Source organism: Streptomyces sp. NPDC004838 (assembly GCF_053600955.1).
Map to the genome: position 1 here is coordinate 148,936 of NZ_JBSGAW010000010.1, position 11,893 is coordinate 160,828.

General features: G+C 70.4%; 10 protein-coding genes and 1 tRNA gene. 3 read left to right on the forward strand and 8 right to left on the reverse strand.

Annotation, left to right across the window (positions count from 1 at the left end; translation table 11 throughout):
- Positions 1-100 precede the first annotated feature (100 nt).
- From ehuD to ehuB, 3 genes are read right to left on the reverse strand one after another with little or no spacing between them, the layout of a single operon-like run.
- Positions 101-751 carry an ectoine/hydroxyectoine ABC transporter permease subunit EhuD gene (gene ehuD / locus ACWEFL_RS14270; protein ID WP_451711478.1) on the reverse strand — a complete coding sequence of 217 codons (651 nt, stop codon included), beginning with the start codon at positions 749-751 and terminating at the stop codon, positions 101-103.
- Positions 751-1,533 (reverse strand): ectoine/hydroxyectoine ABC transporter permease subunit EhuC, encoded by a 783-nt coding sequence (gene ehuC, locus ACWEFL_RS14275; RefSeq protein WP_451711481.1) that lies wholly within the window; start codon positions 1,531-1,533, stop codon positions 751-753. The genes ehuD and ehuC overlap by 1 nt, the downstream gene beginning before the upstream one ends.
- A complete protein-coding gene (ehuB, locus tag ACWEFL_RS14280; protein ID WP_451711641.1) occupies positions 1,530-2,393 on the reverse strand; it encodes an ectoine/hydroxyectoine ABC transporter substrate-binding protein EhuB in 864 nt (287 codons plus the stop codon). Before ehuB ends, ehuC begins: the two co-directional genes overlap by 4 nt.
- A gap of 516 nt (positions 2,394-2,909) precedes the next feature.
- On the opposite strand from ehuB, the gene ACWEFL_RS14285 reads away from it, so the two are divergent.
- Positions 2,910-3,992, forward strand: coding sequence for an LLM class flavin-dependent oxidoreductase (locus tag ACWEFL_RS14285; protein WP_451711642.1), 1,083 nt, complete (start codon positions 2,910-2,912; stop codon positions 3,990-3,992).
- A gap of 435 nt (positions 3,993-4,427) precedes the next feature.
- Entirely contained in the window at positions 4,428-6,107 is a 1,680-nt protein-coding gene (locus ACWEFL_RS14290) for a glycosyl hydrolase family 18 protein (RefSeq protein ID WP_451711484.1), read from the forward strand.
- A gap of 299 nt (positions 6,108-6,406) precedes the next feature.
- Here the strand turns inward: ACWEFL_RS14290 and ACWEFL_RS14295 are convergent, their stop codons facing one another.
- Positions 6,407-8,212 carry a putative bifunctional diguanylate cyclase/phosphodiesterase gene (locus ACWEFL_RS14295; RefSeq protein WP_451711487.1) on the reverse strand — a complete coding sequence of 602 codons (1,806 nt, stop codon included), beginning with the start codon at positions 8,210-8,212 and terminating at the stop codon, positions 6,407-6,409.
- Positions 8,213-8,787: 575 nt separating this feature from the next.
- Positions 8,788-8,985, reverse strand: a complete 198-nt coding sequence (locus tag ACWEFL_RS14300; RefSeq protein ID WP_451711490.1) for a hypothetical protein — start codon at positions 8,983-8,985, stop codon at positions 8,788-8,790.
- Between the two features lie 114 nt (positions 8,986-9,099).
- Here ACWEFL_RS14300 and ACWEFL_RS14305 point away from each other — a divergent pair, with 114 nt between their 5' ends.
- Positions 9,100-10,302, forward strand: coding sequence for a M6 family metalloprotease domain-containing protein (locus ACWEFL_RS14305; protein ID WP_451711493.1), 1,203 nt, complete (start codon positions 9,100-9,102; stop codon positions 10,300-10,302).
- A gap of 201 nt (positions 10,303-10,503) precedes the next feature.
- Here the strand turns inward: ACWEFL_RS14305 and ACWEFL_RS14310 are convergent.
- From ACWEFL_RS14310 to ACWEFL_RS14320, 3 genes are all read right to left on the reverse strand, one after another.
- Positions 10,504-10,577 (reverse strand) — tRNA-Lys (locus tag ACWEFL_RS14310).
- Entirely contained in the window at positions 10,568-11,230 is a 663-nt protein-coding gene (locus tag ACWEFL_RS14315) for a bifunctional DNA primase/polymerase (protein WP_451711496.1), read from the reverse strand. Before ACWEFL_RS14315 ends, ACWEFL_RS14310 begins: the two co-directional genes overlap by 10 nt.
- A 226-nt stretch (positions 11,231-11,456) precedes the next feature.
- On the reverse strand, positions 11,457-11,810 hold the full coding sequence (locus ACWEFL_RS14320) for a hypothetical protein (protein WP_451711497.1): 354 nt from the start codon (positions 11,808-11,810) through the stop codon (positions 11,457-11,459).
- Positions 11,811-11,893 lie beyond the last annotated feature (83 nt).

Below are 11,893 nucleotides of genomic sequence, written 5' to 3' on the forward strand. Positions count from 1 at the left end.
GGAATCGGTCGGCCTGGCGGAATCGGCCGGCCCGGCGGAACCAGCAGGATCGTTCCGGGCGTTCGACGCGGCGGACGCGCGGTCATCGGGAAGGGTGCTGTCAGCGGACAAGACGACGCTCCAGGGCTCGCATGAGAAGGGATGCCGGGTAGGAGAGGGCGATGAACGCGATGCCGACGACCGTGAACGCCTCGACCGTCAGGAAGGTCTCGGACGCGAACTGCCGGGCCTCGCCCAGCATGTCCATCACGCCGATGACGAAGATCATCGGCGTGTCCTTCAGCATCGCGATGACGTAGTTGCCGAGCGCCGGGGCCACCCGGCGGACCGCCTGCGGCAGGATCACCGCGCCCCAGGTCCGGCCGCGCGACAGGCTCAGCGCGGTCGCCGCCTCCCACTGACCCCGCGGCACGCCGTCGATCCCGGCCCGGTAGACCTCGGCGGTGTACGTCGAGTAGTGCAGCCCGAGGCCGACGACCCCGGTCACCATCGCCGAGAGCGTGAGGCCCCACTCCGGCAGCACGTAGTACAGGAAGAACAACTGCACCAGCAGCGGGGTGTTCCGCACGAACTCGGTGACCATGGCCACCGGCCAGCGCACCGCCGCGAACCGCGAGCGCCCCGCCAGCGCCCAGACGAGCCCGAGCGCGAAGGCGACCAGCGCCCCCAGCACCAGGGCCTGGACGGTCACCAGCAGCCCGTCCCAGAAGCGCGGCAGGAAGTCCCCGACCGCGGACCAGTCCCACCGCATCAGCCCTCACCTCCCACGGAAGCGTTCACGGAAGCCCTCTCGGACGCCTTCTCGGACGCCTTCGCGGAAGCGCGCATGGCGGCCTTCCGCCGTATGGAGCGCGGCGAGAACACCGGCGCGGGCCGCTCCTGGCCGAGCCCGGCCTTCGCCTGCCGCTCCAGCGCCCGCATTCCCCGCGTCAGCACGAACGCGATCACGAAGTACATGAGGAGGATCACCGTGTACACCGGCGCGCTGTCGCCCGTGGCGTTGCGCACCAGTGAGGCGCCGAACGCGATGTCGGGCACGCCCATGACCGAGACCAGGGCCGTCGCCTTCAGCAGTTCGATCAGCAGATTGCCGAACGGCGGGATCATCTCCGGCCACGCCTGCGGCAGTACGACCCTCCTCAGCTGCTGGGCGGGGGTGAAGCCCAGGGCGATCCCCGCCTCCCGCTGCCCCGCCGACACCGCGGCGACCGCCCCGCGCACCACCTCGGAGCCGTACGCCCCGTAGGTGAGGCCCAGCGTCAGTACGGCCGCCCACATCGGGACGAGCTGCCAGCCGAAGGCGAGCGGAAGCACGAAGAAGATCCAGAACATCAGGATCAGCGCCGACGTGCCCCGGAAGACCTCGAAGTAGACCCCGGCGACGAACCGCACGATCCAGAGCCGGTGCGCGCGTGCCAGCCCGACGGCGAAGGAGACGGCGGCGGCGAACGCCGCGCCGAGGACGGTCAGCTGAACGGTGATCCACACGCCGTCGAGGAGCAGTTCCCACAGCCCCGGAGTGATGTCGCTCATGCGGCGCACCTCTCCCCGGCGGTGACCGTGGTCATCTGGTCCTCGGTGAACCCGAAGGGCCGCATCAGCTCCAGCAGCTCACCGCTCCGCTTCAGCTTGCGCAGCTCACGGTTGAACGCGTCGCGCAGATCGGTCTCCGGGGTGCGGAACGCGAACCCGCCCACGTCGACGACCGGCTTCCCCTTCAGATACGGGGTCACCTCCTCGGTCGCCTCGGCGCGGGTGCTCTCGGTGCTCCGTACGACGTTGCGCACGGCGACGGCCGTCCCGACGAAGGCGTCGACCCGTCCCTGCTCCACGGCGAGCAGCCCCGCGAGCTGGTCCGGCAGGGTGGTGACCCGCTCGACCCCCGCCTCCCTCGCGTACTCGATCTCCGCGTATCCGACGCCGGTCGCCAGCTTCGCGCCGGACTCGGCGACGTCCCGGTAGGTGCGCAGCCCCTTGGGGTTCCCCTTGCGCACGATGAACGCGCTGAGCATCTGGTACTCGGGGTCGGCGAAGAGGACCTGCTCGCAGCGGGCCGGGTTGATGTACATGCCCGCCCCGACGATGTCGAACTGGAGCGAGTTCAGGCCGGTGATCAGCGACCCGAACTCGGTGGGGAAGGGCTGTACGTCGTCGACGCCCAGCTCCTCGAAGATCCTGCGGGCGATGACCGGGGACGACCCGGTCATCTCGCCGTCCTTGCCGATGTAGCCGTACGGCTGCTCACCCGCGAGACCCAGCCGTACGGTCCCGTTCGCCCGCAGCCGCTCCAGCAGATTCCCGCCGTTCCCGGCGTCCGCGGTGGCGACCCGGGAGCAGCCGCCGGCCGTTCCCACGACTCCGGCGGCGCCGAGGGCGGCGGCCCCCGCGAGCAGCGAGCGGCGTCCCGGCCCCCGGGAAGCGGCGGACGGCCGGGTTCCGGGGTGCCCGACGGAGGCGGCGACGGCTGCGGCGAGGCGGTCGGGTTCGCCATCGCGAGCGATTCCGGATCCCGCGCGCGATCCTGCGCCGGGTTGGGCGCCGGGTGGGGTGCCGGGGGCGGTGCCGGATCGTGCGCCGTGCCCTGCGCCCCGACCTGTGCCGGGTGCTGTGCCGCGTCCTGTCGTGTTCCTTCCGAGTCCTGTGGTGTCCGTGCGCTGTCTTGTTCTCTCCTGTGGTCGGGCCATGGTCGCGCGGCTACCCGGAACCCCCCGAGGTATGCGGCAGGGGCCCGGACTCACCGCACGGTTCGCAGGGCCGGAGCGACGGATTCCGAGGCAAAGAGGGGGAAAGAGTGAGGCAATGCCCCGGACAGGAGCGGGCAAAGAGCGGGAATAAACGGAGGTCACCTCCCGTTACGCCTTTGCTGTAGTTTGCTTGTCCGCGCACGAAGGGCTGAATCGGTGGACGACGTGAGACAGGGCGCCCCTCAGAGCGACCCCATCGCCGGCACGGCTTACGGAACCGCGCCCGTGCCCCTTTCCGTACTGGATCTCGTCACCGTCGGCGAAGGGCACACCGCCTCGGACGCGCTGCGGACCAGTGTCGCGATCTCGCGTCTCGCGGAGAGCCGGGGCTACCACCGCCACTGGGTGGCAGAGCACCACTCCATGCCCGGTGTCGCCTCGTCCTCTCCCGCCGTGATCCTCTCCCATCTCGCCGCGCACACCGAGCGCATCCGGCTCGGCTCGGGCGGGGTGATGCTGCCCAACCACGCGCCGCTGGTGATCGCCGAGCAGTTCGGGACGCTGGAGGCGCTCGCTCCGGGCCGGGTCGACCTCGGGCTCGGGCGAGCGCCGGGCACGGACGGGGCGACGGCCGCCGCGCTCCGGCGGACCCAGCGGGCGGGGGAGGGCGCGGAGGACTTCCCGCAGCAACTCGCCGAGCTGACGCGCTTCCTGGACGACGACTTCCCCGACGGGCATCCCTACGCCCGCATCCACGCCGTGCCCGGCCCGGTACAGGGCCCCGCGGCCCGGCCGCCGATCTGGCTCCTCGGATCGTCCGGGTTCAGCGCGCGCCTCGCGGGGGCGCTGGGGCTGCCGTTCGCCTTCGCCCACCACTTCTCGGCGCAGAACACCGTGCCGGCGCTGGAGCTGTACCGGAACTCGTTCCGCCCCTCCGCCGCGCTGGACGCGCCGTACAGCGTGATCGGCGTCGCGGCGCTCGCGGCCGACGACGAGGGAGAGGCCCGCCGCCAGGTGATGACGGGAGCCCTCTCGATGCTGCGGCTGCGGACCGGCCGTCCGGGGCTGATCCCCACGCCCGAGGCGGCCGAGTCGTACCCGTTCACCTCCGCGGAGCGGGAGTTCGTGGACGGCTGGCTGCGCGACATCGTCCATGGCACACCGGACGCGGTACGCGACGGACTCGACGGGCTCCAGAAGCGCACCGGGGCCGATGAGTTGATGATCACGGCCAACACGCACAGCGGTGAGATGCGGCTCCGCTCGTACGAACTCATCGCCGACGCCTATGGGTTGCCCCGGCCGTAGCGCGGGCCCGGCACCTTCCCGCCTGCTCGTCCCGACCCCGCCCGGCCCCCGCCCGGCTTTCGTCCCGACCCCGCCCCGGCTCTCGTACGGGCCCCGCTCGGACCCTGCCCGGGCCCCGCTCGGACCCCGCCCGGACCTCGTCCGGGCGGGGTTCGTTCGACGAAGTGGTTCATTCGTGAACTGTCGCCCTGGCCGGTTCATTCCGTCCTTAAATCCCCCTTAAACAGTGCTTAAAGCGCTCGTCATTTACGGTGAGCAGCGCTTCATCTTTCTCATCGAACGCCTCTGACGAGCACTTATGCCTCAGAATTGGTCTAGTCCTTCTTTGGTCGAGACCATTGACGCGGTGGTGGCCGGATCGCTATCTCTTCTCTCCGGCCCGTTGTTTCACCGAACGGACCGACCCCCGTTTCCCCCCACTCCCGGAGGCAGTTCGTGCGCTCCCGTAAACCCTTGATCGCGGCTGTGGCGACCGCGGCGCTCGCCGCAGGCGTGATCGCCGGCTTCGCCGCGACCGGCAATGCCACCACGCCGGAGAAGGCTGCCGCGGCCACTCCCGGAGTGAAGATCGCGTACTACGACCAGTGGAGCGTCTACGGCAACGCGTTCTACCCCAAGCACCTGGACACCCGGGGCATCGCGGCCAAGCTGGACGTGATCAACTACTCGTTCGCCAACATCCACCCCACCGAGCTGACCTGCTTCCAGGCCAACAAGGCGGCGGGCGACGACAACAACCCCAACGCCGGTGACGGCGCGGGTGACTCCTACGCCGACTACCAGAAGTCGTTCTCGGCGGCCGACAGCGTCGACGGCGTCGCGGACAAGTGGGACCAGCCGATCGTGGGCGTCCTCAACCAGTTCAAGAAGCTGAAGGCGAAGCACCCCCACCTGAAGATCAACATCTCGCTGGGCGGCTGGACCTACTCCAAGTACTTCCACGACGCGGCCAAGACCGACGCCAGCCGCAAGAAGCTGGTGTCGTCCTGCATCAAGCAGTGGATCGACGGCGACCTGCCCAAGGCCGACGGCTTCGGCGGGCCCGGCACGGCGGCCGGGATCATCGACGGCATCGACATCGACTGGGAGTACCCGGGCTCCAACGGCGGCCACCTCGGCAACAACTACGGCCCCGAGGACAAGGCCAACTTCACGCTGCTGCTCGCCGAGTTCCGCAAGCAGCTCGACGAGAAGGGCGCGGCCAACGGCGGCAAGAAGTACATGCTGACCGCTGCCATGCCGGCCGGCCAGGACAAGATCAAGTACATCGAGACGGACAAGATCGGCGCGTACCTCGACTACGCGAACATCATGACGTACGACATGCACGGTGCCTGGGACGGCGACGGCCCGGCGTACCACCAGTCGCCGCTGTACTCGAAGGCGTCAGACCCGACCGACGCGATCAAGCCGGGCACGGAGAAGTACTCGATCCAGAACGCGGTCGACGCGTGGATCGACGGTGACCCGACCTACGGCATCGCGGGCGGCTTCCCCGCCAACAAGATCACCCTCGGATACGAGTTCTACTACCGCGGCTGGAAGGGTGTCCCCGCGGGCACCAAGAACGGCCTCGGCGGCACCGCGACCGGCGGCTCCAACGCGCGTCCGCTCAGCCAGGCGGCCGGCATCGCCAACTACAAGGAACTGGGCGGCATCGTCGACAACGCGGCGACCACCTTCTGGGACGAGGACGCGCAGTCCGCGTACTTCTACAAGGACGGCGAGTTCTTCACCGGCCTCGACAAGCGCACCATCGACGCCCGCGCCGCCTACGCCAAGACCCGCGGTCTCGGCGGAGCGATGATGTACTCCCTGCTCGGTCTCGATGAGCAGACCACCCTGCTGAACCACATCGTGAACGCGGTCGGCGCCACCCCCAAGCCCGACCCGACCACTCCGGACCCGACAGCGACCACCCCGGACCCGACGTCGACCAGCCCTTCCCCCACGGGCTGCGCCGCGACCACACCGTGGAAGGCGGCCGACACCATCACCGCCGGCACGATCGTCAGCCACAAGGGCCGTCTCTGGAAGGCCCAGTGGTGGACGCAGGGCGAGGAGCCCGGCACCACGGGCGAATGGGGAGTCTGGCGCGACCAGGGCGCCTGCTGACCCGTACCGCCCCTGAGAACCACTGAGTCCCCCCACAACACCGCCCCCGCCCGGAGTATCTCCAGGCGGGGGCGGTTCCATTGCGCGGGCCGCGTCGGGGCGGGTGGGCCGCGTCGGGCCGCGTAGAGGGGGGCGGGCCGGGCTTCCCGAGGATCGCCCGGCTTCTCAAGACCGGCGCGTTCCGTTTCCCGGTTCGGGGCCCTGGTCCCTGGCCTCCGATTCCTGGTGCACGGTTCCGGCCCCAGGGCCCTGCCCCGGCCCCCGGCCCTGCCTCGGCTCCGGCCCCCCGCTATGCGCCGCTATGCGGAGAGCGGGGCGAGCCCGATCATCTCCGGGATACGGTCCGGCGGCACCGCCCGCGAATACAGCCAGCCCTGCCCCGTGTCACAGCCGATACGGCGCAGCCGGGCCGCTTGCCCCGTGGTCTCCACGCACTCCGCCGTGACGGTGAGCCCGAGCCGGTGCGCGAGCTGGACCAGCGCCTCGACGATCGTCTCGTCGGCGGGGTTCGGATGCGCCTCGTCCTGGAATCCGCGTACGAACGCCCCGTCGAGCTTCAGCGCCGACACCGGCAGCCTGCTCAGATACGCCAGGTTCGAGTACCCCGTCCCGAAGTCGTCGATCGCGATCCGCACCCCCATGTCGCTCAGCGCGTGGAGCGCCTGGAGCGGACGGCCCGCCGAGCCCATCACCGCCGACTCGGTCAGCTCCAGTTGCAGCAGATGCGCGGGCAGGCCCGTCTCCGCCAGGATCTCCGCCACGTCCTGCACCAGGTCCGAGTCCCACACCTGCCGTACGGCGACATTGACGCTCACGAACAGCGGCTGGGCGCCGGGGTGGTCGCGCTGCCACTCGCGTGCCTGACGGCAGGCCGTCCGCAGGACCCACCGGCCGAGCTGGACGATCGAGCCGTCCTCCTCGGCGATGGAGATGAACCGATTCGGCGCGAGCGTCCCGAACTGCGGGTGGCGCCAGCGCACCAGCGCCTCCACACCGCGCGTGATCCCGTCCGCGAGCCCCACCAGCGGCTGGTACTCCACCGCGAACTCCCCGCGCTCCACGGCCGGCCGGAGTGTGGAGGAGAGCGCCTGACGGGTCATCCGGTGGGCGTTGCGCTCGGGGTCGAAGAGGGTCCAGCGGGCCTTCCCGTCCTCCTTCGCCCAGTACAGCGTGGTGTCGGCGGCCTGCATCAGCCGGGTGGCGGTGGTTCCCGCGACCGAGCGCTCGACCACCCCGATCGACGCCGAGACCGACAGCCGCTGCCCGTCGAGGTCGAACGGCCGCTGGATCGCGGCCAGCACGGCCCCGGCGAGGTCGGCGAGCTGGTCCGTACCCGTCGAGTCCTCGACGAGGACGGCGAATTCGTCGCCGCCGAGCCGGGCCACCAGATGACCGCCGCCGCGGGCGTTGCCGTGGCCGTCCGCGCACTCGGTGAGCCGCCTGGCGACCGCCGTGAGCAGCCGGTCGCCGATGCGGTGCCCGAGCGTGTCGTTGACCGCTTTGAAGCCGTCGAGGTCGAGGTAGCAGAGCCCGATCCGGCCCGTGGAGCCCCGGTCGTACACGGAGGCGTCCAGGGCCGCGGTGAGCCGTTCGAAGAAGAGCGTGCGGTTGGGCAGCCGGGTCACCGTGTCGTGCGTCTCCAGATGCCGCAGCCGGGCGAGGAGTTCGCGGCGGTCGCTGATATCCGTGACGGTGAGCAGTACGCGGGGGCCGTCCGTGCCCGGCAGGGGCGTGAGTGTGACCTCGGCCCAGAGAGTACGTCCGTCCGGGTGCTTGAGCCGCCGCGTACAGCTGAAGCGGGAACGCTGCCCGGACAGCACCTCGCGGTAGGCGTGCCAGGTTCCGTGGTCGGCGCTGAGGTCGGCGAACTCGTCGGCGGGCCGTCCGGCCGGGTCGGTGCCGCACAGGGTCGCGAAGGCCGTATTGGCGCTGACGACGAGGCCGTCGCGGTCGACCACCGCCATGGGGAGGTGCGCCGCGTTGAACGCGGCCCGGTGGTCGCGCAGTTCGGCGGGGGAGGAGTCGTGACGCTCGTGGATCCGCGGCCGGGTCCTGCCGGGGGCCGCCGCTCGCACGGGGCCTGTTCCTTGGGGGGTTCCGCTCACCGCTTTCACTCCCGCAGTGCATTTGTGTCGTACAGGGGCGTACAGCCGTACAGATGTGGTCGGAAAGAGTCGGAGATCGTGACAGACAGCGAAAAGCAGGCGCGAGCCGGCGAAAAGTCGCAGTGAATCGTCGCAGTGAATCAGGGAAAGCCAGAGAAGAACGGGAAAACTGAGGTGACTCTGGGTGACTCAGAAAAACTCAGAGAAAGCCGGGGAAATCGGCCGAGGAAAGAGGCCGGGGAAAGTGTGCCGATCATAGAGGCTGGCCCGTCGGCCGTTCCACCTTCGCCACCTTGGCGCATCCCACCGGCGCACTTTGACCGATCGTTTCTGCGCGGATCTGCGCGGACATCGGCCCGGTGCTGCGCGGGTCTGATTTCACCCTGACCGTATGTGACCTTCTGTGATTCGCCTGCGGTCGGGCGGGCGCCCATGGATCTCGGGTCGATGTCGGGCCGATGTCGGCCCGGTCACCCATGTGGTGCAGCGGAACAGGACGTATACCAAGAAAACACCACAAGGTGGTGGAGGTGTCTTCCATTCCGCAGCCGGAGGTCTACGTGGAGGGTCAGCAGTCACCCACGGGAACGCCCCGGGGAGTGGAACACGTGCGTCTGTACGGTTCCGGCCTCCTCGGAGGAGACGGCGGCCCCGGCCGGGGCCGCCGGAGCACGGGCGGGCTGATCCACCAGGACGGTTGGGGCGCACAGGACCGTTCGGGCGGACAGGACCGTCTCGGCGACCGAGGCGGTCAGGGCGGTCAGGGCGGTCAAGGGGGCCAGGGCGGCCGAGGCGGGCGGGGACGAGGCGGTGGGCCCGGTGGAGGGTCCGGCGGAGGCTCGGGTCCCGGAGGCGGGCGCTCTCGCGGAGGCGGTGAGCGCGGCCGGGTGCGCAGCGCCACCGCGGCGCTGACCTCCCTGATGGCCCTCGCCGCCACCTCCCTGGTCGCCGGGCCTGCTGAGGCCAGGACCTCGTCCGCGTCGTGCGCGCTCCCCCGTTCGCCCGCGCACCACTCCCTGGGTCTGGACACCTGGAACACCGGATATCCGCAGCCCGTCGAGGACCTCGACGCGGTCATGATCTTCCTGTCGTTCCCGGACCACGTGCCCCGCCACTCCCCGGACGTCCTCGCGGCCGATCACTTCCCCGCCACCAGCGAGTTCTTCGAGCGGGCCTCGTACGGGAGGTTCACTCTCCGTCCGCATCCGCAGCGCGCCTGGGTGAAGATGCCGCGAACGTCGACCGCGTACGCCATAAACCGGGACTGGAAGCCGGCCGACCGGAGCGCCTATTTGCGCGATGCGCTCTCGGCCGCCGACAAGACGGTCGATTTCTCCCGGTACGACATTGTTTATCTGGTCGCCGACCCGGATGCGCCCGGTGTGGACTCCGACGCCACGAAAGTCGTCAACTTCAACCGTCCGATGAGGTTCGACGGCACGGAGATCAGGCGTGTCGTCACCGTCTTCGAACAGCATCCGCCGGACCGCAATGTGCTGGCCCATGAGACCGGTCATGTCTTCGATCTGCCGGATCTCTACCACCGGCCCGTGAACAGAAAGGGCGACTGGGACACCCACGTCGGGGACTGGGACGTCATGGGCAGCCAGTTCGGGATGGCCCCCGATCTCTTCGCCTGGCACAAATGGAAGCTGGGATGGCTGGACGGCCGGGCCGTGCGCTGTGTGACCAGCCCCGAGCTGATCACCCTGGAGCCCGTCGGCGCCGCGCCCACGCCCGGCGGGAGCCTCGGCACGCGGCTCGCGGTCGTGCGCACCGGAGCGAATACCGCCCTCGCGATCGAGGCGCGCGCCGCGGTGGGCAACGACGAGTCCACCTGCACGGAGGGCGTGCTCCTCTACCGCGTCAAGGCGGACACGGCGTCCGGCCGCGGGCCCGTCGAGGTGGTGGACACCCATCCGGAGACCGGGGCGTGCTGGGACCGGTCGGTGTATCCGCAGCTGGCGGACGCGCCGCTGGGGGTGGGGGAGACGTTCACGATGCCGGGGGTGTCCGGGGAGCGTACGAGGATCGAGGTGGCGGACCGTACGAAGTCGGGGGCGTGGACGGTCAAGATCACCCCGGCGTGACCGGTGCGGCCCGGCCGGCCCTCGGGGTGCGTACGGCCCTCGGGGTGTGCGGTCTTCCGTGTGCGCGGTCTTCAGGGAGGCGGACACCCCGGTCCGTGCCCGGTTCGCCTCCCGGTCCGGAGCCACGACCGGGGAGCCAACCGGCCCCGATCCGGGCAGCAAAAAGGCCCTCCGCTCTCGCGGAGGGCCTTCTCTCGTCTGTGCGCCGCCAGGGACTCGAACCCCGGACCCGCTGATTAAGAGTCAGCTGCTCTAACCAACTGAGCTAGCGGCGCCTGCTGACGTCGTAGACCTTAGCACCCTGTTCGGGGGGAGGAAAAATCGATACCCGAACGCCCGCGCACGAGGTCGCGCGGGCCGCCCGTACGCAGGCCCACAGCAGAACGTCGGGTCCGGGCAGCCATGGATGCCGGGTGTCCGGGGCGACCAGCCAGCGCGGGCTGCCGGACTGCTCGCCGCCCGCGGAGTCGTCGGCGAGGGGCGGAATCGTCACCGCGTCCCCGGTGCCGTGGTACAGCAGCGGCGGTACGGAGTCGCTCCACTCCTCCCACTCCAGCAGGGCCGGAAGCCGGCAGGCCGTGCCGGGCGCGGCGAAGATCAGCATCCGCCCGCGGTGCACGGCGACGGGCCCGGACCCCGGCCCCTCGGACCAGAGCCGGTCGAGCATATGGCGGCCGAAGACCGCGGGGACGTTCACGACGTCGAAGACCGAGCCGCAGGGGAGCACGACGGCTGCTGTCGGCTGCTTCTCCCAGAGCGAGAGCATCGAGTGCGGGTACGGGCCCGCCGAGGCGAGCCAGTCCGCGCCGGGTGCCGTGACTCGCGTGGCGTGATGCTCGGTGTCCTCTCTCAGGAGGGTGAAAAGGTCGGTTCGGCGGTCTTCGTCGCCGGGGGTCAGCAGGTGTTCGTCTCGCAGCCAGGCACTCATGGGATCTACATCTACCGGCAGTGACGGGATGGTTCCAGAGGGTTCGTAAAATCGGGACAGGGTGGGGTGGGATGGGGTATCTTGCCAACCGGCATATGCCAGATGTGCTGTTGATTGGCAGGTTCGCTCGGATGTTCTGCGGGCGAACGGGTCTGCGTCGGCCGCCGCGGGGGCTTCTGAGAGGTCTACCCGGCGGGCGTCGGGGCCCCGCGGGTTCCCGGGCCGCCTACGGCGTGCTGTCGCGGAGGAGCCCGCGACCGAACTCGATCATCTTCTCCGCGTAGTCCGCGGTCCACCCCGCGCGCTCGGCGATGTCCCCGGGCGTCAGCCGGTCGAACCGCCGTGGATCGGCGAGCTGCGCCGCCGCGAGCGCCTGGAACTCCATGGCGCGGTCGGTCGCCGCGCGGAACGCGAGCGTCAGCTCGGTGGCACGGGTGAGCAGTTCCCGGGGATCCTCGATCGTGTCCAGCTCGAAGAAGTGCTCGGGGTCCGCGGCGGCCTCCGACGGCTCGAACAACAAGGCCGCGGGCCGGGGCTTCCGCTGCCGCCGCGTCCGCTGATTCCCCTCGGGCTCCGCCATCTGCGCTGTCCTCCCGTGCCTCTGTCCGTGCCTCTGTCCCCGGCCCGCCGGTGCGCCGGACCGCGGATCCATTGTCGCGCCCG

Bases quoted from the DNA above. Each gene is read 5' to 3' on its own strand.
- ehuC (WP_451711481.1), bottom strand. From the start codon at position 1,533: ATGAGCGACATCACTCCGGGGCTGTGGGAACTGCTCCTCGACGGCGTG.
- ehuD (WP_451711478.1), bottom strand. From the start codon at position 751: ATGCGGTGGGACTGGTCCGCGGTCGGGGACTTCCTGCCGCGCTTCTGG.
- ACWEFL_RS14320 (WP_451711497.1), bottom strand. From the start codon at position 11,810: ATGGCGGAGCCCGAGGGGAATCAGCGGACGCGGCGGCAGCGGAAGCCC.
- ACWEFL_RS14315 (WP_451711496.1), bottom strand. From the start codon at position 11,230: ATGAGTGCCTGGCTGCGAGACGAACACCTGCTGACCCCCGGCGACGAA.